The 20617-nt window shown below is 48.7% G+C and carries 21 protein-coding genes; 4 read left to right on the forward strand and 17 right to left on the reverse strand.

Translation table 11 applies throughout. The annotated features are described in order from the left end of the window. The first annotated feature begins 156 nt into the window (after window positions 1–156). Window positions 157–531, forward strand: coding sequence for a hypothetical protein (locus ASG16_RS23225; RefSeq protein WP_056490109.1), 375 nt, complete (start codon window positions 157–159; stop codon window positions 529–531). 71 nt (window positions 532–602) lie between these two features. Here the strand turns inward: ASG16_RS23225 and ASG16_RS23230 are convergent, their stop codons facing one another. From ASG16_RS23230 to ASG16_RS23255, 6 genes are read right to left on the reverse strand one after another with little or no spacing between them, the layout of a single operon-like run. Next, on the reverse strand, window positions 603–1784 hold the full coding sequence (locus ASG16_RS23230; RefSeq protein WP_056490108.1) for a thiolase family protein: 1182 nt from the start codon (window positions 1782–1784) through the stop codon (window positions 603–605). Window positions 1785–1812: 28 nt separating this feature from the next. Next, window positions 1813–2553 (reverse strand): amino acid ABC transporter ATP-binding protein, encoded by a 741-nt coding sequence (locus ASG16_RS23235; RefSeq protein ID WP_056490106.1) that lies wholly within the window; start codon window positions 2551–2553, stop codon window positions 1813–1815. Window positions 2554–2570: 17 nt separating this feature from the next. Further along, complete coding sequence (locus ASG16_RS23240; RefSeq protein ID WP_048032419.1) at window positions 2571–3236, reverse strand: amino acid ABC transporter permease; 666 nt, start codon at window positions 3234–3236, stop codon at window positions 2571–2573. 49 nt (window positions 3237–3285) lie between these two features. Further along, window positions 3286–4092, reverse strand: a complete 807-nt coding sequence (locus tag ASG16_RS23245) for an ABC transporter substrate-binding protein (protein ID WP_056490103.1) — start codon at window positions 4090–4092, stop codon at window positions 3286–3288. A 45-nt stretch (window positions 4093–4137) separates the two neighbouring features. Next, entirely contained in the window at window positions 4138–4800 is a 663-nt protein-coding gene (locus ASG16_RS23250) for a 3-oxoacid CoA-transferase subunit B (protein WP_056490102.1), read from the reverse strand. Then, window positions 4800–5465, reverse strand: coding sequence for a CoA transferase subunit A (locus ASG16_RS23255; protein ID WP_082517225.1), 666 nt, complete (start codon window positions 5463–5465; stop codon window positions 4800–4802). The genes ASG16_RS23250 and ASG16_RS23255 overlap by 1 nt, the downstream gene beginning before the upstream one ends. Window positions 5466–5746: 281 nt before the next feature. Between ASG16_RS23255 and ASG16_RS23260 the strand changes: the two genes are divergently transcribed. Beyond that, a complete protein-coding gene (locus ASG16_RS23260; RefSeq protein ID WP_056490095.1) occupies window positions 5747–7168 on the forward strand; it encodes a sigma-54 interaction domain-containing protein in 1422 nt (473 codons plus the stop codon). 310 nt (window positions 7169–7478) lie between these two features. Here ASG16_RS23260 and ASG16_RS23265 read toward each other — a convergent pair whose 3' ends face one another. Together ASG16_RS23265 and ASG16_RS23270 are read right to left on the reverse strand one after the other, a co-directional pair. After that, window positions 7479–7880, reverse strand: coding sequence for a hypothetical protein (locus ASG16_RS23265; protein ID WP_048032406.1), 402 nt, complete (start codon window positions 7878–7880; stop codon window positions 7479–7481). Between the two features lie 51 nt (window positions 7881–7931). After that, window positions 7932–8774 (reverse strand): deoxyribonuclease IV, encoded by an 843-nt coding sequence (locus ASG16_RS23270; protein WP_056490093.1) that lies wholly within the window; start codon window positions 8772–8774, stop codon window positions 7932–7934. Window positions 8775–8914: 140 nt separating this feature from the next. Between ASG16_RS23270 and ASG16_RS23275 the strand changes: the two genes are divergently transcribed. Together ASG16_RS23275 and ASG16_RS23280 are read left to right on the forward strand one after the other, a co-directional pair. Beyond that, window positions 8915–9508, forward strand: a complete 594-nt coding sequence (locus ASG16_RS23275) for a TetR/AcrR family transcriptional regulator (RefSeq protein WP_048032404.1) — start codon at window positions 8915–8917, stop codon at window positions 9506–9508. A gap of 62 nt (window positions 9509–9570) precedes the next feature. After that, window positions 9571–10818 carry an MFS transporter gene (locus tag ASG16_RS23280; protein WP_056490091.1) on the forward strand — a complete coding sequence of 416 codons (1248 nt, stop codon included), beginning with the start codon at window positions 9571–9573 and terminating at the stop codon, window positions 10816–10818. Between the two features lie 58 nt (window positions 10819–10876). Here the strand turns inward: ASG16_RS23280 and ASG16_RS23285 are convergent, their stop codons facing one another. From ASG16_RS23285 to ASG16_RS23325, 9 genes are all read right to left on the reverse strand, one after another. Then, complete coding sequence (locus tag ASG16_RS23285; RefSeq protein ID WP_056490088.1) at window positions 10877–11743, reverse strand: universal stress protein; 867 nt, start codon at window positions 11741–11743, stop codon at window positions 10877–10879. Between the two features lie 163 nt (window positions 11744–11906). Continuing rightward, the gene (locus ASG16_RS23290) at window positions 11907–12968 is read right to left on the reverse strand and encodes an HD-GYP domain-containing protein (RefSeq protein WP_056490085.1); all 1062 of its coding nucleotides are present in this window, start codon (window positions 12966–12968) and stop codon (window positions 11907–11909) included. A 119-nt stretch (window positions 12969–13087) separates the two neighbouring features. Continuing rightward, the gene (locus ASG16_RS23295) at window positions 13088–13945 is read right to left on the reverse strand and encodes a patatin-like phospholipase family protein (RefSeq protein ID WP_056490082.1); all 858 of its coding nucleotides are present in this window, start codon (window positions 13943–13945) and stop codon (window positions 13088–13090) included. Window positions 13946–14054: 109 nt separating this feature from the next. Next, complete coding sequence (locus ASG16_RS23300) at window positions 14055–14366, reverse strand: hypothetical protein (protein WP_056490077.1); 312 nt, start codon at window positions 14364–14366, stop codon at window positions 14055–14057. Window positions 14367–14412: 46 nt separating this feature from the next. Then, the gene (locus tag ASG16_RS23305) at window positions 14413–15975 is read right to left on the reverse strand and encodes a solute symporter family protein (RefSeq protein WP_370444414.1); all 1563 of its coding nucleotides are present in this window, start codon (window positions 15973–15975) and stop codon (window positions 14413–14415) included. 89 nt (window positions 15976–16064) lie between these two features. Further along, window positions 16065–17591 (reverse strand): solute symporter family protein, encoded by a 1527-nt coding sequence (locus tag ASG16_RS23310; RefSeq protein ID WP_056490073.1) that lies wholly within the window; start codon window positions 17589–17591, stop codon window positions 16065–16067. Then, entirely contained in the window at window positions 17591–17938 is a 348-nt protein-coding gene (locus ASG16_RS23315; RefSeq protein WP_056490072.1) for a DUF485 domain-containing protein, read from the reverse strand. The genes ASG16_RS23310 and ASG16_RS23315 overlap by 1 nt, the downstream gene beginning before the upstream one ends. Window positions 17939–18087: 149 nt before the next feature. Further along, entirely contained in the window at window positions 18088–18816 is a 729-nt protein-coding gene (locus ASG16_RS23320) for a LytR/AlgR family response regulator transcription factor (RefSeq protein ID WP_056490071.1), read from the reverse strand. Continuing rightward, window positions 18816–20567, reverse strand: a complete 1752-nt coding sequence (locus tag ASG16_RS23325) for a LytS/YhcK type 5TM receptor domain-containing protein (protein ID WP_056490070.1) — start codon at window positions 20565–20567, stop codon at window positions 18816–18818. Before ASG16_RS23325 ends, ASG16_RS23320 begins: the two co-directional genes overlap by 1 nt. Window positions 20568–20617: the final 50 nt, after the last annotated feature.

The raw sequence follows: 20617 nt of genomic DNA on the forward strand, positions 1-20617 counted from the left end.
TAAGGTGCTTACTTTTTTCTGTCCACTATGAGGGGATCATATCAAAGCCGGTTGCCTTCCTCTTTTGGGGAAGCACCGGCTTTTTTGATTGTCCCGTGTCATCATCTTTCATCTGTGCGATAATGGAACGATGGCAGATGAAAGAGGTGAGCAACGATGGGAAGAAGTGTACATTTTGGCAAAACGGATTTTACCTTGCGTCTCACTGGCTTGCATACGCTCTTAGCCTTGAAGAACACGATCACGCTACCTTATCAATCGATCAAGCATGTCGAGGTCGGTTCTTTTATTCCGCCAAAATGGATGTTGCGCTTGCCGGGGACGTCGATTGGACCTTTGAACATTTATGAAGGAAGCTTTCAGCATCAAAATGAATGGTACTTCCTTTCTTTTGCCCAGACGGATTCGTTATTGATCTTGGAAGTAGAGGGGCATAGCAAATATCAGCATGTCATTGTACAGTTGGAAAACCCAACAGAAGTAGCGGCCACATTGCGAAAACATTTACACGAACAAAAGTTCCCCTCGTGAGCGATCACGCCTTCATGCCAAAAGCCCCGACATATCCACGTTCGGGGCTTTTTCATATGCATATGAGAAGTTTACATCGTCAAATTTTCATAGATCACTGACATCCCCATGCCACCTGCCATGCACAACGTCACCATGCCATACTTCTCCCGTCTGCGGATCATTTCGTTCATCAACGTCACAGTCAATTTGGCGCCAGTAGCTCCCACGGGGTGACCCAGGGCAATCGCGCCTCCATTGACATTCACCTTGCTCGTGTCTAACTCCAAGCATTTGATGACAGACAAAGCCTGAGCGGCAAATGCCTCATTCAATTCGATGAGTCCAATGTCACCCAGCGTCAATCCCGCTTTCTCCAGTACCTTTTGCGTAGCAGGGACTGGTCCGATCCCCATCACGTCAGGTTCGACTCCTGCGCTGGCAAAAGCCTTTATTTTCACGAGCGGAGTCAAACCCGCTTCCTCCGCCTTTTCACGAGACATCATCAATACAGCGGCTGCACCGTCATTCATCGGACACGCATTTCCGGCAGTGATGGTTCCTTCTTTTTGAAAAACACTTTTCAGCTTGGCCAGCTCTTCTAGCTTGATATCATGGCGCACGGATTCATCCTGCGAAAAAACACGTGTACCTTTGCGATCCTTGATTTCAATCGGTATGATCTCATTCGCGAACGTGCCCGCTTCGATTGCTGCCGCTGCTTTTACGTGACTCTCATAGGCATAACGATCCTGCTCCTCACGGGAAATACCGTACTGTACAGCCAGCCTTTCTGCCGTCATCCCCATATGCTCACCGGTCAGCGAGCAGATCAAACCATCGGATAAGAGAGCATCCTCCATGGACAAATTGCCGAATTTGCTGCCCCAGCGGTTCTTCACGAGGTAGGGAACACCGCTCATGGACTCCACTCCCCCCGCGATCACCACGTCCTCTTGACCTGCTGCTACGGCTAGCGCACCGTTGCCAATCGCCTTCAATCCTGAACCACACGCTTTGATGACGATGTGACCATAGACATTGCGTGGAAATCCCGCCAACTGCGAGCTGATACGTGCAGCATTGAGTCCTCCCCCATGTACGTACCCATTGCCAAAAATCACTTCATTGACTTGTTCCTTCGGCAAATCAACTTTATTCATCAAACCTTCCAACACTTGCCGCCCCAGCTCTGTTGCAGGTACGTCACGCAGGCTTTTTCCGAATGCACCCACAGCACTGCGCACACCCGCGACAATGACCACGTCTCTCATGCCACAGCTCCCCTTCATTTTTACGCCATTACAGTACACGGTTCAAAAATTCTCTCGTGCGCTCTTCTTTCGGGTTGTTGAAAATTTCTTGAGGTCTAGCCATCTCGATGATTTTGCCTTGATTCATAAACGCCACCCAATCCGCCACTTCCTTGGCGAACCCCATTTCGTGCGTCACAATAATCATCGTCATTCCTTCTTGTGCGAGCTGCTTCATTGTCTCCAGCACTTCCCCTACCAGCTCAGGGTCAAGCGCTGAGGTTGGCTCGTCGAAGAGCATGATCGCAGGCTTCATCGCCAGCGAACGAGCAATGGCCACGCGTTGCTTTTGTCCACCGGAGAGGCTGGACGGGTAGGCGTCTGCTTTTTCCGAAAGACCTACCTTTTGCAGCAGCCGGAGCGCTTCCTGCTTCGTTTCTTCCTTGTCCGCTTTCTTCGCAATCAGCGGTGCCTCCATGATGTTTTCCAGAACGGTTTTATGCGGAAACAGGTTGAAATGCTGAAACACCATGCCTACCTTTTGCCGTACTTTGGTCAAGTCATCCTTCTTCGGATCGATGCTTTTTCCTTCGATATAAATCTCTCCGCCGTCCTTGATCTCCAGAAAATTAATGCATCGAATCAATGTGCTTTTCCCCGACCCACTGGCACCGATCAAGACGACGACCTCGCCCTTTCCAACTTGCAGGGTAACATCCTTGAGAACTTCCACTTTTCCGAAGCTTTTCTTCAAATTTTGCACGCGTATCATTTCTCTTTGCTTTTCCATCGTCTTTCCCCTCCGCTTTACGCCTCTCCTTTTGCCAAACGCTTCTCCATGATGTGGACCACATACGTAAACGCCATGACAATAACCAAGTAATAGAGCGCCACAATCAAAAAGTACGTCATTTCATCAAAGGTTTCCGCAGACAAGCGACGAGCCAGCGAGAACAACTCATCCATGGCAATAAAAGCGGCCAGAGATGATTCCTTCAAAGACAAAATAAACTGGTTGCCAAGCGGCGGGATCGATCGTTTCATCGCTTGCGGCAAAATGATCCGACGCATGGTCTGACGAGCGGACATGCCCAAAGACAGCCCTGCCTCCATTTGTCCTTTATCAATCGACTGAATAGAGCCCCGGAAAATCTCTGCGATATAGGCTCCGCTGTGAATAGCCAGAGCGAGCGCTGCCGACCAAAATTGACCGAGGTCAATGATTTTGTAAAAGCCGAAATACAAAACGAAAATTTGCACGACCAGCGGCGTACCACGAATGATCATGATGTACGCATTGGCTATGAAACGTGCTACTGGAAGCTTGGATACCTTTAACAAAGCCACAAACAATCCGATAATCGAGCCTACGATAACAGAAGCGATCGTCAACTGAAATGTCAGCAGCAACGGCTTCCAAAAAAACGGCAATGTGCGGAAAAACTCTTCTGTCAGATGGGCAAAACTGGGCACTTGATGCCACCCCTCATTCGTAATGGAATTTACCTGTCCTACCAACTCATTATTCAGCTTTGCTGATGTCGCGATTAAAGTACTTTTCACTCAATTTGACGTAGGTACCATCTTCCTTCATTTGCTTGAGCACTTCGTTGATCTTGTTCAGCAATTCCGTATTTCCTTTGCGCACTGCGATTCCATGCTTGACTTCCGAGAGTGGCGACCCGCTTTTCTTGAGCTTCAAGCCTTGCGTAATGGCAATCTCCCCTACGACGCTATCTGTAATCACGACATCGTGTTTTCCCTGCTCCAAGGCACGCAGAGCCGTTACATCGCTGTCATACGTTTTGATGTTATCCGTATACTCCCGTGCCATCTTTTCATGTGTAGTGCCGAGTGCGACAGCCACTTCTTTGCCTTTTAATCCTTCCAGCGTGCTAATCGTCCCATCCGGGCGAACGAACAGTTGACCACCGGACAAGTAGTACGGGTCTGCGAAGTCAACCTGCTGCTTCCGCTCTTCTGTAATCGCATGGCTGGCAATCGCTGCATCGTAGCGTCCTTCCTTTACCCCTGCGATAATGCCGGAAAAAGGAGACGTGACTGGCTTTGGCTCAAGGCCCAAGCGCTTGGCGATCTCATTGCCGATCTCGACATCAAATCCGGTCAATTGACCATCCTTGAAGTAGCTGAATGGTTGATATTCACCGGAAGCCGCGTAAACAAATACGCCTGCCTCTTTTGTCATGGACGATGCATTTCCAGCAGGAGCCCCACCCGCACTGTTAGTGGAAGCGCCTTGGCTACATCCGCTTACAAGTAGTGACAACGAGAATACAACTCCTGCGATTGTTTTCCATGTTTTTTTCATCTGTTCCATCCCCCAATTCTTTTTTGTTCTCGCTTACATTTTTCATTACTCTACCATTTGTAAATTTTCTGAAATCATTAGAGGTGCTCCGGTATTCGTGATGACATTCTCCAAAGTGTACGGGTACATTACCTCTGTCAAAAGCAAGCCTCTTTGCGTGACCTCGATAACGGCCCTCTCGGTGATAATGAGATCGACGCAGCCCTTCGCCGTCAGCGGCAATGTGCACTCCCTGCGTATTTTGGGCTCACCTGCTTGATTGACATGGCTCATGAGCACGATCACTTTCTTGGCGTAATAAGCCAGCTCCGCTCCTCCACCAATTCCATGAACGCGTGAGCCAGGAACAATCCAGTTTGCCAGATCTCCTCGGCGATTCACCTGCAAAGCTCCGATAAACGCTGCATCCAGCTTTCTTCTTCGGATCATGCCATACGCGATGGTGCTGTCGAAATACGATGCCCCCGGAACAACGGTAACAGGTGCTCCACCTGCGTTGGAGACATGCTGGTCCTCTTCTCCCTTTAATGGCGTAGGTCCGACACCCAAGATTCCATTCACTGAGTGAAACATGACTTGCCATTCATGCGGGATAAAATCAGCGACGAGCTCAGGTATCCCGATCCCCAAGTTCACTGCCATTCCTGGAGCGACCTCTTTGGCTGCACGCCACGCAACCATATTTCGCTGATCCATTTCCAACCCCATTAGCTGTTCCCTCCGCCACGAACCACGATATAATCCACAAAAATGCCGGGCGTCACGATTTTATCCGGGTCCAGCTCTCCTGCTGGAACGATCTCCTCCACCTCAGCGATCGTGATATCTGCTGCCATCGCTACTAGCGGATTCAAATTTCTTGCCGCCTTGTCATAAATGAGATTTCCGTAGGTGTCCGCCTGTTTCGCATAGACGATTCCTACCTCCGCTGTAAGGGCGGCCTCAATCTGACAAGTTCTTCCGGCAAAAGCAAACGGCTCTGCTCCTTCCATTCGCTCTCCTCTCACATGTGCATCTACAACGATTCCCGGAATGCCAACACCTCCTGCCCGAATCTTTTCTGCGAAAATTCCTTGTGGACAAAATGTCACTTCCAGCATTCCGTCCATCATTTGTTGACCTGCCTCGGGATTGGAGCCAATATGTGTAGTTATCAGCCGCCTCACCCGTCCATGACTGATCAGCTTTCCGATTCCGATTTCCGGATACCCCGCATCAATTCCGATGAGTGTCAAACTTTGCACGCCTTTGTGCAAGATCGCATCAATCAAGTGTGCTGGGGAGCCAATCGTGCCGAATCCGCCATACATCAGCCGCGTGCCATCCAGAACATGCTCCACTGCTTGTTCGTGCGTCACCAGTTTTGATAACATCGCATGCATTTCCTTATCTCTTATTCTTGGGTAGATCGCTTACGTCTCCCTATGTAATAGCAACTCTTGTGCCAAGCCTCAAAACGGCAAGAAAGCGCAATCAAGCTAAAAGCAATTCCTATTGCTGAGTCGAAATAGACTCACTTTTGAATCGAAAAGGCAGGAAAAGTCTAACTTTTCGCTCGAATCGATTTCGACTCAACTAATTTTAATTTCGACTCACTATACAACGATCAATTTCATCTTGTACAATCAGTTGAAAAACCGGGGAGCTACTCAACATGGAAAAAGCTGCGGAGATACTAGCACTGTCTTCTGTTGATCGTTTTATTGACATCCTGAACACACTGGCAGATGGCATATTCATTGCTGATGCGCAGGGAACTACTTTATGGCTAAACAATGCTAGTGAAAACCTGTGTGGTCTACCAAAAGCCGAACTCATCGGGCAAAACGTATCCGACCTTGAAGAAATGGGGATTTTCAGCCCTTCTGTCACCCGCTTGGTTTTGGAAACGGGAAAACCGACCACAACCATTCAGCTCGTTAATAATAAGGGGAAATTTCTGGTGACTGGACATATCATCCCGGATGAGGAGGGGAGACCGGAGCTGATCGTTTCCCACTCACGCGATATCACGGAGGCAGCCCGTGCCAGTTCACAGTTGGAAGAGACGGTCGCCTTACTCAAGCGGTACAGCGAAGAGATTCAGCTCATGAAGTGGGAAGCGAGCCAGAGCTCCTCCCAAACCTTGATTGGCAACAGCCGTTCCTATCTCGCCCTGCTGGAATTAATGAAAAAAGCAGCCCCTGTCGACACGACCGTGTTTATTACAGGTGAAACAGGTGTAGGAAAAAGCTATCTTGCCGAGCAAATCCACCTGTTGAGCGAACGAAGCAGCGGGCCATTCGTCCACGTCAACTGTAGCGCCATTCCTGAAACCTTGATCGAGTCAGAGCTGTTCGGCTACCACAAAGGAGCTTTTACCGGGGCAAGTCACTCAGGGAAAATCGGATTAGTGAAAATGGCGGACAAAGGGACGCTTTTCTTGGACGAAATCAGCGAGCTACCCTACCACTTGCAATCGAAATTATTGCTGCTCCTGCAAAACAAAACGTTTATGCCGATCGGCGGCACGAAAACATACACAGCTGACATCCGCATCATAACGGCAACCAATGCCAACCTTCAGGAGCTCGTGCGCCTGGGCAAATTCAGACACGACCTGTACTATCGCCTTAATATTTTGCCAATCAATGTTCCGCCATTACGGGAGAGAAAGGACGATATTTTCCCGTTACTCCACCACAATTTACAGCGTTTCAATAGCAAGCATAACCAGAAACGGCGTTTTTCCCCGGAAGCGCTGGATGTATTGCATCAGTACGAATGGCCTGGGAATGTGCGGGAGTTGGAAAATTTGGTAGAACGGATCGTCATCACGTCCAAGCTGGATGAAATCCAAGTCAGTGATTTGCCAGAAGAACTGCGGAGTATTCGGGAGTTGGAGGACGGAATTCTTTCGCTCGGTTCTCTTTCTCTTACAGAGCGGATGGAGAAAATTGAGATGGAATTTATTCTGCAAGCATTGCGTACACACAAAACGACTCGCAAAACAGCAGCGGCCCTCGGTATAACCCAGTCGCTACTTATGCGGCGGATTAGAAAGTATGGGATTCATCTGGATTCTGAGGACGAGTGATTGAAAAAAAGCTGAGTCAACATGGTGGAGGAGAAGAAAAAGCGCAGTTCTCTTCGACTCTGACACGCTCGCAAGGGGGATTGACTGTCCGTCTCCACTTCAAAAAGGGGACCGTCGAGCCAAAGCCACCCTACGGGCGGACGTTTCTCAGGGAAGAAGTGTTCGACAACCGGGTCCCCTTTTTGAAGTTCCGACTGGGTAGGCGTTGTCAAGGTCTGCGAGTCCTGCGCTTTTTCTTCTCACCAGCTTTGTTGGATCTTATTGACACAAAAAGGAGCGCTATCTCGCAGCGCTCCTTTGCTTTCTTGGATTACTCCTCAATCTTCTTTGCTTTTTTGCCAAACCACGTATTCGCAACCAGCTCGACTACTTGCTTCGGCAATGACTGTGGTGCTTGTATTTCCGTTCCGGCCTTGTCCACTGTGCGGTACAGCAAAGCTTTGTCATCTGCTGGGTCTGACATGGTTTGCAGTGTCCACTCACCGATTTGTCCGGCGCTTGTCCACTCTTCGATCATTAGCTGATACTCTCCCGGAGCCAGCTCGATGTAATCCTCGTCTGTCACATCCACAATCGCATAGCCATCATGCTCGATTTCAGCATCGTATGTATTTCCGTTCGCCGCTTCGTACAGTGCGAGCTCCTCCGGGTTATTCAAGTTTTCTGTAAGATGAGTAAAATCCGCAATCGTCACCTTAATACGCTTTTTCATAAGTACCCCTCCCGTGTTGAACACATCATTTCACACTCTACCACAACATGGTCAGCCCTGCCAATTGTCTCTAAGCAGACGAACATGCTTGATTTCTTCGCGATGTCCCCCTTCTGAGCCTCTCGCTGTTTCCAGGACGATGGGAAGTCCTTGCAATTCGGGTGTTTGCAAAAAGGTGGCGATGGCTGCATCACCGATCATCCCTTTTCCGATGGAGGCATGCCGGTCTCGAAAGGAACCACTCGGATAAACGGAATCGTTCAGATGAACGGCACGCAAGCTCGTGAAATAATCGAGCTCTCGCATGCGATCGGCTACCTCCCCCCAATCATTCCCTTTCCACAATCCGCTGGCAAATGCATGACACGTATCTAAGCAAAAGCCTACCTTCTGTGGCTCAGCAAACAATTGTCGAACCTGTGTAAGCTCTTCGAGTGTCGTGCCCATCCGGTTGCCTTGCCCGGCATTGTTTTCGATTAACAGTTGGGCTTTTCCATTCCAGCCATCCAGTATTTGATTGACCATCTGGATCATGATTTTATAACCGGCTAGTACATCAACGCCTTTATATTGGCCAAAATGAACAACCACGCCCAACGCTCCACAAGCTTCGGCAATTTCAAGGTCATTTCGTACAGAGCCCACTGTGACGGCGAATAGCTCCTGCTCCTCGACGCAAAGATTCACCGGGTATGGCGTATGAGCGATCGATAGCATACCGTTTTGCTGACAAAACGAGCGACACCGCTCTACGTCCCGGGCATCGAATTGCTTGACACCTAAGCTTCTCGGGTTTTTCGGGAAAAATTGAAATGCTAACGCTCCTTCTTTGTATGCAGTTCTTGCCGCCTCCTCGTACCCATGACGAATACTGACATGACAACCGATTTGCAAGGCAATCCTCCTCTCTCGCTAGCTTCTTATCATTTTTCCCTCTGTCCCTTTTTCTCAATCGAGCACTTGCGCATCCCTGTCAGATCGAATAAACTAAAACTAAACCGAACGTTCAGTCTAGAATAAGGAGCTTTTCTAAAATGTCAAAGCGTCGTCTCGATGGGGAGAAAACCAAACAACATATCGTAGAGAAAGCCACCGAGTTATTTTCTCAGAAAGGCTATTCAGCCACTTCCATTGAAGACATTTGCCAAGCAACTGGAGCGAGTAAGGGCAGCCTCTATTACCACTTCAAAAACAAGGAGCAGTTGTTCCTTCATCTGCTTGAAAAGCAATACAACGAATGGGTAGATCTGTGGCAGGAAAAAGAAAAAGAATTCGAGACATCCATCGATAAACTGTACGGCTTAGCTGCTTTTTTCCTGGAGGATTTTTTGTCCCACCCTCTAAAAAAAGCAGGCGAAGAGTTCTCCGGTAGCCAGCTCGCCGATCCAGTCATTTTGGAACAAGTGCTGGAAATGCTCGGCTCCACGTATACCCTCTATACTTCCCTCTTCCAAGAAGGAATCGACCGAGGCGAGTTCGCTCCATGCGATCCCGAAGAAATGGCGATGATACTGGAGGGGCTCATGAACGGAATCATTAACGTAGGTTATCAAATGGATGACGAGCGTCTTCATGCACTGTTGAAGAGGAGCATTGACGTTTTGCTGCATGGCATTATTGCCAAGTAGCATTTTTTTCACCTTTAATTAGACCGGACGTTCGGTATAACTTTTCGGGAGTGATATGACCTATGAAAGGTCTTTGGGGAAACAAAGTTTTTCTTACCGTTTTTATCACGGATACATTAGAAAATATCGGTATATGGATTCGTAACATGGCCTTGCTCTACTATGTGATGGAGACGAGTGGCAACAATCCGACCGCCGTATCGCTCTTGACCGCTATCGAACTTGCACCGATCCTGTTTTTTTCGATTATTGGCGGGGCATTGGCTGATCGCTGGAATCCGAAGCGAACGATGATAGCCGGGAACCTGTTAAGCGCCCTCTCTGTTTTGGTCATCGTGTATTTGCTCTGGCAAGGAATGTGGATTGCTGTATTCTTTGCGACATTTATCTCTGCTGTGGCGTCGCAGTTCTCCCAGCCTTCTTCTGCCAAGATGATGAAGCGTCATATTCCTGATGAGCAAGTTGCAGCAGCTGTGTCCATTTCACAAAGTACGGGTTCTATTTTTCTACTGCTTGGCCCGATTGTCGGTACGTTCTTCTTTGAACAGTGGGGCATCTACCCTTCCCTGTTAACGATGGCCGGCCTCTTCTTCGTCTCGGCACTGATTCTCTTGACGCTCCCTACCTCAACTGCCACTGCAACAGAAGAAGGCGGGACTCTCCTTTCTGAGATTAAAGCAGGTTTTGCCTATGTAAAAAAGCGACCAGCCTTGCGCGGGATCGCGATTACCTTTGCATGTCTGGGGTTATCCTCGGGGTTTATTAATTCGCTAGAGGTATTCGTCGTCACGGATCGTCTTTTACTCTCCAAAGAAGCCATTCAATGGTTTACTGCTTTAGACGGATTGGGGATGCTGTTGGGTGGCATTATTGCTTCCATTTACCTCGATCGCCTGAATGGTCGCTGGATTATTACAGGTGGATTAATCTTCTTCGCGCTCTCTGTCGCCGTAGAAGTTCTCTCTATATGGGTATACGTAACCGCAGCGATGCGCTTTTTCACCGGAATTGGAATGGCATTTTTACAGATCGTGATCAGTACGTTCATGATCAAGCTCGTTGATGAAGCGTTTATTGGACGGGTGAATGGAACGATTTCACCGCTCATGATCGGACTCATGATGGTCGGTTCTTTTTTGGCAGGCCCACTCATGCAGATAACTTCGTTGATCACGGTTTTTCTGATAGCATCTGTAATCATTTTACTCGCTGCATGGGGATGTGCACGAATCAAGTGGGATTCGCCAGAGGTTACACCAGATGGGGCTAACCATATGCTCGAACACAAACAAGCGCAAACTCTATCGTAAGAGAATGCGCCCAAGCAAAAAAGCTGTCCACCATACGGACAGCTCTTTCTAATAAATACTATGTTTTCACAATGAGGAGTGGTGTTTTCGTACGATGAATCGTTTTAAATGTAACACTACCAAGCAGCGTACCTGCAACTGCACCTTGGCCATGATGACCGAGCACAACCAGTCCAGCGTTGATTTCTTCTGCCGTCTGGCGGATCACAGTAGCTGGATCTCCAACCACAACCTTGCTTTCAAAAGGAAGCGATGCAGCTTCAAGCATTTCCTCGCAAGGTTTTAGCGTTTCACGTCCCCAACCTTCGAGTGTATTCATGTTATCCCAGCCTACGCCATACACACCTGCGTATGTGACTGGTGGGATGACAACGGACAGGAGCGTATACGATACATCCGGGAGATGCTGCCCCATCTCGATGGCTTTTTTCGCAGCTTCCATCGAATGATCGGAGCCATCTACTGCAATGAGTACTTGATTCCAAGGGAAACGACTCTCATCTGTCTCCTCCGCAATGAGGAAGACCGGAACTTTGACATCATGGAGTGTCGGATAGCTGACGCTTTGCAACAGGAAGCCTGTAATGCGACCGTAGCCATGTGTACCCATTACGATGGCAGCATAGTCATTCGCTGCGTGCTTCGCAATGACTTCATGCGGCTCTCCGAACTCAATCTCCAGTTCATAGGTGATACCGGCTTCTTCTACGATCGACAGGAATTTTTTCAGATCATCTCTTGCTTCATCCAATTGATAATCTTCAACGACCTCTCGTCCCAACCTTCTGACAACATTGCGTGAAGGGAACGGCGGGATGGCATGAAGCAATGTGATATCATGCTTATTTTTGGCGTAGGCCAGCGCGAAGCGGACCGCCTGAATGGACTGCGCTGAGAAATCGACAGGGACTAGAATACGGGACATACTGACACGTCCTTCCTCTTTTTCATCTGGCAAATGTGGTGTAGCTCTATGTATCCATCTGCCTTGAGTTCATTGTAGCCCTGTGAGCCCTACGTGTATGTAGGGGTATTCCCTGATCTTGGTAGGGATATTCCCTGATAGGGAGTCCTATTCTTTCCTTGTTCTAGTCCATGATAGCGGTGATAAAAATAGTAGGCTTTTCACTCAAATCAATATCCGTAATCTCATGATCATCCACCATCCGCCGATTCGCCTGCTGGTCTCTTCGAATGACCCGAACGACTGGGCGCGAAGGCAAGCCTCTATTTTGGTCAATGATCACACCGATCTCTCCTGTCGACAGCTTCAGCGAGGTTCCTGTCGGGTACATGGCAATCGAGCGCAAAAAGTGAATGACCATTTTATGATCAAAGCGTTTCTCCGCGAGCCCCATGACTTTTTCGCAAGCCTCATACGCAGGCAACGTCTCCTTTTCCTCTGAGAAAGGCGAGATGAGATTATCATAGTAGTTACAGATCGCAACAATCTTGGCGAAATCATGAATCTCATCGCCAGTCAATCCTCGTGGCTGCCCACTGCCATCCACCCATTCATGATGCTGCAAAGGAACGTGTGCGGAGACAATGCTCATCTCATGTTTTTTTCGCAACAGATCAAAGCCCAGCCACGTATGATGATTGGTTTTGCTGTTCTTTTTGTAGGCTGGGGCTTCCTTGTCGACTGACAGCTTTCCAATGTCATGCAAGAGGGCTCCGATGGCGAGCTCTTTTAATTGAGCCGAATTATAGCCTAAACCTACGCCCATTACGGTCGCCATCATGCACACATTCAAGGAATGAATGTACATAGCGTTATCAGTCGTGCGAATTTCTCCCAGATTCAAGAGAACGCGGCGATTTCTCAAGGTTTCGTCGATGATACTTCCCACTGATTTTTGAATACCACGGACATCAAAATTTTTTCCGGTCTGTACACACGAAATCGCTTGCGACAGATTGCGGATGGCGTCCTTCCGCGTGGTCTCCGTGACGACCTCCTGCTCTTTCACTTCATCGAGCAGCGGGTCTTTGATGCTTAGCATCGTGACGCCAAACCGACGCAATTTATTAATCATTCCGACAGTCAGTTGGACACCTGCATGCAAAAGCGTCAAGCCCTCGCTTGTATAAATGCTTCGAGCCAAAACGTCTCCTGGCTCTACTAGGTCTACATTCACATATTTCATGGGGTCTTTCCTCCTGATTCCATCCTCCCCTGATGCTTCTTCCCTATCTTCGCTTTGGAAAAACCTTTTTCGCATGATTTTGCCGAAAAAACATCCACGGGACAATGCCTCCTCATTTTTCAGTTGTTCCTGCCAAGATCAAGCCATGTACAAAGCCCAGAAAATTGGGTACGTGCATCCTGGTAGCCTTGCCTGTAATAATGTTCGAGCTTCTCCTCTTGACGTTCAAAACCTCGTAAAAAGGTACCCGCTGGTGGTGCGATGACAAACGCTCTGCCTTCCTTCTCCATCTCTTTGACCTGCTCTATAGCCTCGCAATAGATGCGAAAATGGCGAATGAACGCCTGGCACAAGCTCGTACTTCTGGAAAAAAGACGCTCAACACGCGAAAGCTTGCGCATCCATTCACCTGGCGGACAAGAAGAAGTCAGCACAATAATATGCTTTTGATTGCCATCAAGCATGGACTTCATGAAAGGTACCGGATGCACGATGCCCCCATCCCATAGCTTACGTCCATTGACCGTAACCTTTGGTGATAGAAACGGAAGACTGCACGAAGCCCGAATCACATGGAAAATATCCTCACAGTCGTCTTTCGTAAAGTAAACGGCTTCCCCTGTCGCGCAATCCGTTGTGACGACGACAAACTGTTCCTTTGCTTCGCGAAACCGATCAAAGGCGAACGGCTCCAGCTTGTATGGCATCTCATTGAAAATAAAATCCATACCAAACAGCGAGCGCTTCGTGATCAAGTTTTTATAGTGAAAGTAACGGGGATCGTGAATGTATTTCGTATGATAAATCTTGCCCAATCCGCGCTGCCTCGCCAAGTATGCCGCTCCATTGCACGCACCTGCTGACACGGCAATCACATACGGGATGTAAAGCTCCTGCTCCATGAAGTAATCCAGAACGCCAGCGGTATAAATCCCACGGCTTCCCCCTCCCTGCAAAACGAGTCCGACCTTTTCCATACCAATCACCCATTTGATGTCATTTACCCGTAGTATGAATGGTTGCCCACCGAAACATGCAGGGCGGAATCGTGCCAATCAAAAAACGACCCTCAAACGGGGTCGTTACTCAATCGTCTTTTTTCATCATGCTGTACTGATCACGGACCATTGCTACGTTTTCCCCTTGCTGTGTCAACTCCAGCTTATAGAGGATATCGGCAAGCACCGCCGCATAGATCAAGGTTAATTCCCCGGTATTGACAGGCTCTCGAAAGTAACTCCCGATCATCTCATAGCCTTTTCGCTTATAGGAATTGGTATCCTCCGCTTCCAGTGCTTCACATAGCTCTTCAATCAGATCATCCAGTGCCAGCCTTGCGCGTTCATAGACATCTGGCTGGTCATGTGATAAAGTGTCTGACTCTTTGGTCGTACCCACTTACCCCTCCTCCTTCTACTCCTAGAGTGGGGCTCGTGAAGAGGCTTTATGCAGATTCTTGTTCCGTTTTCTTCGCAGGGGGAACTCGGATTCCCGTCAACGCCTGAAACAGTACGCGTTGGTACTTCATCTCGGCATCCGGATCAGGCCGATCCAGTAGTGTTCCGACCACCGCCCCTAAAAAGCCGAGTGGTATGGAGACCAATCCAGGATTCGTCAGTGGAAATAGAGGCTCCACACGAATAAGTCCAGTTAAGGGATGCATAACAGTCGGTCCTAAAATGACAAGGATTACCGATGCCGTTAACCCTGTCAGGACACCACAAATCGCTCCCCGCACGGTAAATCGCTTCCAATACAGCGTAAACAACAGCAGTGGCAAATTGGATGATGCTGCTACCGCAAACGTAAGCGCAACGAGAATCGCCACGTTCATTTTTTCTGCACCGATAGCCAGCCAAATGGAGATCACACCCACTGCAACTGACGATAGCTTTGCCATGGTGACCTGTTCTTTTTCCGAAGCTACCCCTCTTCTGATCAGGTGACTGTAGACGTCATGCGCGAACGCAGAAGAGGCGGAGAGCACGAGTCCTGTCACGACTGCCAATATCGTCGCGAAGGCAACGGCAGCAATATACGCCATTAAAAACTCTCCACCGAGAGCATCCGCCAAGAGCGTGACCGTCAGATTCCCCCCGAAGCCCACATTTTTCAATGCCTCGTAGCCTACAAACGTGCTCGCCCCGAATCCGAGAAAGATCGTCATCAAATAAAAAGCGCCGATGACCCAAGTTGCGGTGTAAATCGAATTACGCGTCGTCTTTGCATCCTTGACAGTGAACAACCGGGAAATAATATGAGGGAGCCCAGCGGTACCGAGAATCAAAGCCAAATGCAAAGAGATCGTTTCCAGCGGATCATGAAGTTGATTACCCGGCTGTAAGAACTGTTCCTGAAGAGGGGTAATCGTACTCACATGTGAAAACATTTCGGAGAAGCTCCAATCAAAACGGGCAAACACAATCAGACTTAAGATCAATGTCCCTGTCAGGAGCAAAATTGCTTTAATAATCTGAACCCAGGAGGTCGCTACCATCCCGCCGAACACAACGTAAAATGTCATTAGGCTCCCGACAATCAGGACAGCCGTATCGTAACGCACTCCCAATAAATAATGAATGAGGGCACCTGCCCCAACTAATTGCGCCAGCATGTAAAAAATCGTAATTAATAGAGTCGTACAGGCAACAACGCCACGCAGCCAAAGACTGTCAAACCTGACGGCAATCGCGTCTGCCAACGTATAGCGTCCCAAATTATGCAACGGCTCCGCAACTAAAAACAAAATAATCAGATAAGAGACAAAAAAGCCAATCGCATACACGAACCCATCAAAGCCGTACATCGCAATCGTTCCCGCAATCCCCAAAAACGAGGCGGCGCTCATGTAATCGCCTGCAATGGCAATGCCATTTTGTAATCCATTCAAACGGTTTCCTGCTGCATAGAAGTCTTTCGTCGTCCCCGTCTGTTTGGCAGCCGAATAAGTGATGGCCATCGTTCCGATAATGACGGCAAGGAAAAAGATGATCGTCGTCACGGACAATACCTCTCCCTTCTTGCAAAAATGAAAAAAAGACCAGGGGTTAACCCCAGCCTTCTCTTCGTGGCATGAGCTTCCTACGTTTACTGTTTCTACGCTGAATCTTTCATTCCTGTATTCGCTTTCACCAAAATTTCATCGTACTTCTTATCATCACGGGAGCTGGACAACAAGGTCCCGATCCATGCTGCCAAAAACCCTAACGGGATCGAGACAATGCCCGGATTCGGCAACGGGAACAGTGCTTCACCGACCAAAATGGCTTTTCCAGCTACAGGATTCCAAACGTTCGGACTCAGCGCAACCAGAATGAGAGAGCTGAACAGACCGACAAGCATCCCGCTGATTGCTCCTGCCGTATTGAACCTTTTCCAGAAGATCGTAAACAAAATCACTGGTAGATTTGCACTCGCCGCTACTGCGAAAGCCAGGGCAACAAGGAAAGCCACGTTCAGATTTTGCGCAAACAAGGCGAGCAAGATAGAGACAATTGAGACTCCGACAGATGCCCATTTGGCCATCTTCATTTGCTCCTTTTCTGTTGCTTTTCCTTGGCGTAATACATGTCCGTAAAAGTCGTGTGCGAAGGCAGAAGCCGCAGTGAGCACCAGCCCAGCCACTACCGCGAGAATGGTAGCGAAGGCAACCGCAGATACGAAGGCAAATAAGAAGTTACCGCCTAATGCTTGCGCTAAAAGTGGTGCTCCCATGTTGCCCGCAGGGTCCATATTCCCCGCACCGACAAACGCTGCTGCACCGAAGCCGAGGAAGATCGTCATGACATAGAAGGCGCCAATGATCCATGTCGCGTACACGACCGACTTGCGAGCAGTTGTGGCATCTTTTACGGTGAAGAAACGAATCAAAATATGCGGCAATCCCGCTGTTCCTAGCACAAGCGCGAGATTCAGTGAAATAGTATCGAGCCCCACTTTAAACTTGTTGCCAGGATTGAGGAATTGGTCTCCCAATGGTGTCGCCGTCTTCATTTGCTCGAACATTTTCAAGAGATTAAAATCGAATTTGGCGAAAACCATCATGGAGATGATGAATGTCCCGACCATCAACAAAACCGCTTTGACGATTTGCACCCACGAGGTTGCCGTCATCCCACCGAACACGACGTAGATCGTCATCAATGCCCCTACGATTAATACGGAGGTCGTGTAATCCAGCCCCAAGAGCAGCTTGATCAAGGCCCCTGCTCCGACCAATTGCGCGATCATGTAAAAAATCGAGATAGCAATCGAATTGAGAGCGGCGACACCACGAACCTTTTTATTGTCAAAACGGGCGGCTATCATATCAGCCATCGTGTATTTTCCTAAATTACGCAAAGGCTCTGCTACCAAGTAGAGCACAACGAGATACGCGACAAGAAAACCGATACTGTAGAAGAAGCCATCAAACCCGCTCAACGCAATCATCCCTGCGATCCCAAGGAAGGAAGCAGCGGACATGTAATCTCCCGCAATCGCAAGACCGTTTTGCCAACCCGTCAAACCTCCTCCAGCAGTATAAAACTCACTAGTCGTGTTCGTCTTTTTCGAAGCGTAAAAGGTGATGACAAGTGTCAAAAGAACAATGACGAGAAAGAGTAAAAATGCAGTAACGTTCATTAGCCCCTTCCACCTGCCTCTTGTTTGATTTTCTCAACGAGTTGATCAAACTGCTCTGCCCGCCTGGTGTACAGGATGCAGAGACCCCATGTCATGACGAACTGAGCAAAGGCAAATACCCACGCCCACGAAATAGCTCCAAACGCTGGTTGATTCAATACGGTAAAGTAGGAGGTTAAAATCGGAAGGGTAAAGTAAAACACGAAGAAAAAAATAGAAGATGGCAAAATAAACGCTTTTTTTCTTCTCAAGAGCTCTTTGAAAGTGGCTGACTGAATCACTGCGGCATAATCAACCGCATCCTTCTTCTTATCCTCGGCTTTTTTTGCCGAAGCGGATTTGCCCATGGGAACCTCCCCCTCATCTACAAAAATGTAAGCGCTTCCTACATTGTAGAGAATCCTTTTCTACCCGTGTATTTTTCTGCGTAAGATGTCGGGGAGAGTGTGTCAGTGGCAGATTTTTAACCACGATCTGCAAATCTTGAGTAACAGGCTTACTCCTCGAGACGTTTGAGCAAATCCTTGGCGGAGGTCCGGGATACGGGAATACGCGGTCTTCCTTCTCCCTTCAAAATCAGATTGTAGGCTCCGTTGAACCACGGTTCGAGCTCGCTCACGAATTGAAGATTGACCAGATAGCTTTTGTGGGTACGAAAAAAGTCGTATGCGAAAAGCTTATCCGCCAGTTGTGTCAGAGTCATCCGCGTCGCGTAGGTTGCTGTTTGGGTGACGATTTGCACATATCGCTCCTCCCGTACTGCATAGACAATCGTCGCTGGATCAATGACGACTAATCTGCTGTTGTCTTCTACCAACAGCTTGGTTCGTTTTGTCTGGACAGGCTCTACTTTCGGCTTGACCAGACGCTCTCGTATCCGTTGCATTGTTTCTACCAACCGCTTTGGCTCCATAGGCTTCAACAAATAATCGACGGCATACAGCTTAAACGCATCGATAGCAAATTCCTCGTACGCGGTACAAAAAACGATCAGGGGATGCTGCTTGCGTGATGCGAGCATTCTTGCTGCCTGTGCCCCTTCCAGCTCAGGCATTTTCATATCAAGGAAGACGACATCCGGTTCGTGCACATCAACCATTTCCAACAGCTCTCGTCCGTTGGTGGCGTAGGGCAACAGTTCTACGTCTCCTTCTTGTAGCAATAAATAGCTCAATTCTTCACGTGCTAGTCGCTCGTCTTCTGCAATCATGACGCGTATTGGCATCAGGCACTCACCTCTTTTGTAATCGGAATGGTAAAGGTAATCGTACTGCCACCTTCTTGTTTATTGGCAAAATGAAGTTGGGCATCTTGTCCGCACAAGCTGATCAGACGCTGGTTGACATTATGGATGCCAATTCCGTTGCCCTCCTTACTCTCCATTGGCACCTTTCCCAGAACTGGCAGCAAGTTGTCGGGAAAGCCTTCGCCATTATCTTCGATTTGAAAAACAACGTGCACATCCTGCCGTTTCACATGAAGGATGATCTCACCGCCGTTCGTGATGTCGCGAACCCCATGCTGAATGCAATTTTCAAATAATGGCTGCAACGTGCCAGGAGGAATAAGGGCTTCCTCTACCCCCGCATCAATGATGGTGCGAACGGCGAATTGCTCGGAAAATCTGATTTTGATAATTTCCAAATAAGCATGCAGGTGATCCAACTCCTGTCTCACGGTGACAAGCGGACTCGCTGTAAGCTTCAGGTTGAATCGCATGAACACGCCAAGCTGAATGGTCATATGCCGAGCTAGCTGCGGATCAATTCGTATCAAGGTCACAATGGAATTCAATGTGTTGAACAAAAAGTGAGGATGAATCTGTGCCTGAAGCATTCGCAACTCTGCATCCTTCATTAATCCTTTCATTTGCTCCGTGAGTGATAGGGTCAATTGATTGGAGATTAGGTTGCCCAGCCCTTTTGCTAGTGCTTCCTGGACTTTTCCGATTTGTTGCGGCCTCCGATAATAGAGTTTGATCAGACCAACGACGCTGTCCCCCTCTTTAATCGGCACGAGAATCGCTGCATGCAGGTTGCAATTTTTGCGATTGCACCCAACGCTCTCCCGCGTCAATCCCTTGTCGATTCCACCGCTATACAGAGCCCGCTTATCGAGCTCACTATGGAGCGCTTCTCCCGGGTGATGATGATCTGCCCCCACTCCAACGTGTGCTAGAAGCCGTTCTCGATCCGTCACCGCAACGGCTGCTGCTTTCGTTTCTTTTTGTAAGACGAGGGCTGCTGACTGAGCCGTTTGCGGTGTGAGCCCCCTTTTCAGATGTGGCAAAATTCTTTCCGCTATCGTAAAGGAACGCTCCGCCTCAATGGCAGCCGAACGTTCTGCCTCTTGCAAGGCCACCCGGATCATTGTTGTAAAAATCGCAATCGAAACACTGTTCGTCAGCACCATCGGAATCCCAATCACGTTGACCATCGTTCGCGCCAACTCGGGCACATCCGCCATGATCAATAAAAGCGACATCTGAATAATAGGTGCGAACATGCCGATGAACATGGCTTTGGACGGAGAAATAACCCGCTCCTGCGAGAAAAAACGTGCTACATATCCTGCCAGCAACCCCGTGATCGGGATCGACAAGCCCATCGATGCTGCGGCGAATCCTCCCAATTGAAAGACATGAAGCCCAGCAATGACACCTGCCCCCAGGCCAACAAGAGGCCCGCCAAGCAAACCGCCAATAACGACCCCTACCAAAGTAGAGTTGGCGATAATTTCGTCATGCGACAAACGAAATATCCAAAATGCAGGAAGATAGCTCTCCCCTTGCACGACCACTCCTGCATATGTACCCGCAATCCCAAACAACCCGAACATGACCGAAAATGCGATTGACGTCCCTACGTGCAATTCACGGTCTAATAGCTGGCGAAACAACGGTGTCCTTGTCAAAATAAATGCTAGCGTCAAAAGAATGCCCATTCTTTCAATGAGCAATAACGTGAGATTGTCCACCGCAGCCTCCCTTAGTTTAAATCTTCTATAAATTCCGCATATTACCCGCA

The organism is Brevibacillus sp. Leaf182 (genome assembly GCF_001423865.2).
In the GTDB taxonomy this organism is placed as follows: domain Bacteria; phylum Bacillota; class Bacilli; order Brevibacillales; family Brevibacillaceae; genus Brevibacillus; species Brevibacillus brevis_C.

Bases quoted from the DNA above. Each gene is read 5' to 3' on its own strand.
- ASG16_RS23225 (WP_056490109.1), top strand. From the start codon at position 157: ATGGGAAGAAGTGTACATTTTGGCAAAACGGATTTTACCTTGCGTCTC.
- ASG16_RS23230 (WP_056490108.1), bottom strand. From the start codon at position 1,784: ATGAGAGACGTGGTCATTGTCGCGGGTGTGCGCAGTGCTGTGGGTGCA.
- ASG16_RS23235 (WP_056490106.1), bottom strand. From the start codon at position 2,553: ATGGAAAAGCAAAGAGAAATGATACGCGTGCAAAATTTGAAGAAAAGC.
- ASG16_RS23245 (WP_056490103.1), bottom strand. From the start codon at position 4,092: ATGAAAAAAACATGGAAAACAATCGCAGGAGTTGTATTCTCGTTGTCA.
- ASG16_RS23250 (WP_056490102.1), bottom strand. From the start codon at position 4,800: ATGGGGTTGGAAATGGATCAGCGAAATATGGTTGCGTGGCGTGCAGCC.
- ASG16_RS23255 (WP_082517225.1), bottom strand. From the start codon at position 5,465: ATGTTATCAAAACTGGTGACGCACGAACAAGCAGTGGAGCATGTTCTG.
- ASG16_RS23260 (WP_056490095.1), top strand. From the start codon at position 5,747: ATGGAAAAAGCTGCGGAGATACTAGCACTGTCTTCTGTTGATCGTTTT.
- ASG16_RS23265 (WP_048032406.1), bottom strand. From the start codon at position 7,880: ATGAAAAAGCGTATTAAGGTGACGATTGCGGATTTTACTCATCTTACA.
- ASG16_RS23275 (WP_048032404.1), top strand. From the start codon at position 8,915: ATGTCAAAGCGTCGTCTCGATGGGGAGAAAACCAAACAACATATCGTA.
- ASG16_RS23280 (WP_056490091.1), top strand. From the start codon at position 9,571: ATGAAAGGTCTTTGGGGAAACAAAGTTTTTCTTACCGTTTTTATCACG.
- ASG16_RS23285 (WP_056490088.1), bottom strand. From the start codon at position 11,743: ATGTCCCGTATTCTAGTCCCTGTCGATTTCTCAGCGCAGTCCATTCAG.
- ASG16_RS23290 (WP_056490085.1), bottom strand. From the start codon at position 12,968: ATGAAATATGTGAATGTAGACCTAGTAGAGCCAGGAGACGTTTTGGCT.
- ASG16_RS23295 (WP_056490082.1), bottom strand. From the start codon at position 13,945: ATGGAAAAGGTCGGACTCGTTTTGCAGGGAGGGGGAAGCCGTGGGATT.
- ASG16_RS23310 (WP_056490073.1), bottom strand. From the start codon at position 17,591: ATGAACGTTACTGCATTTTTACTCTTTCTCGTCATTGTTCTTTTGACA.
- ASG16_RS23315 (WP_056490072.1), bottom strand. From the start codon at position 17,938: ATGGGCAAATCCGCTTCGGCAAAAAAAGCCGAGGATAAGAAGAAGGAT.
- ASG16_RS23320 (WP_056490071.1), bottom strand. From the start codon at position 18,816: ATGCCAATACGCGTCATGATTGCAGAAGACGAGCGACTAGCACGTGAA.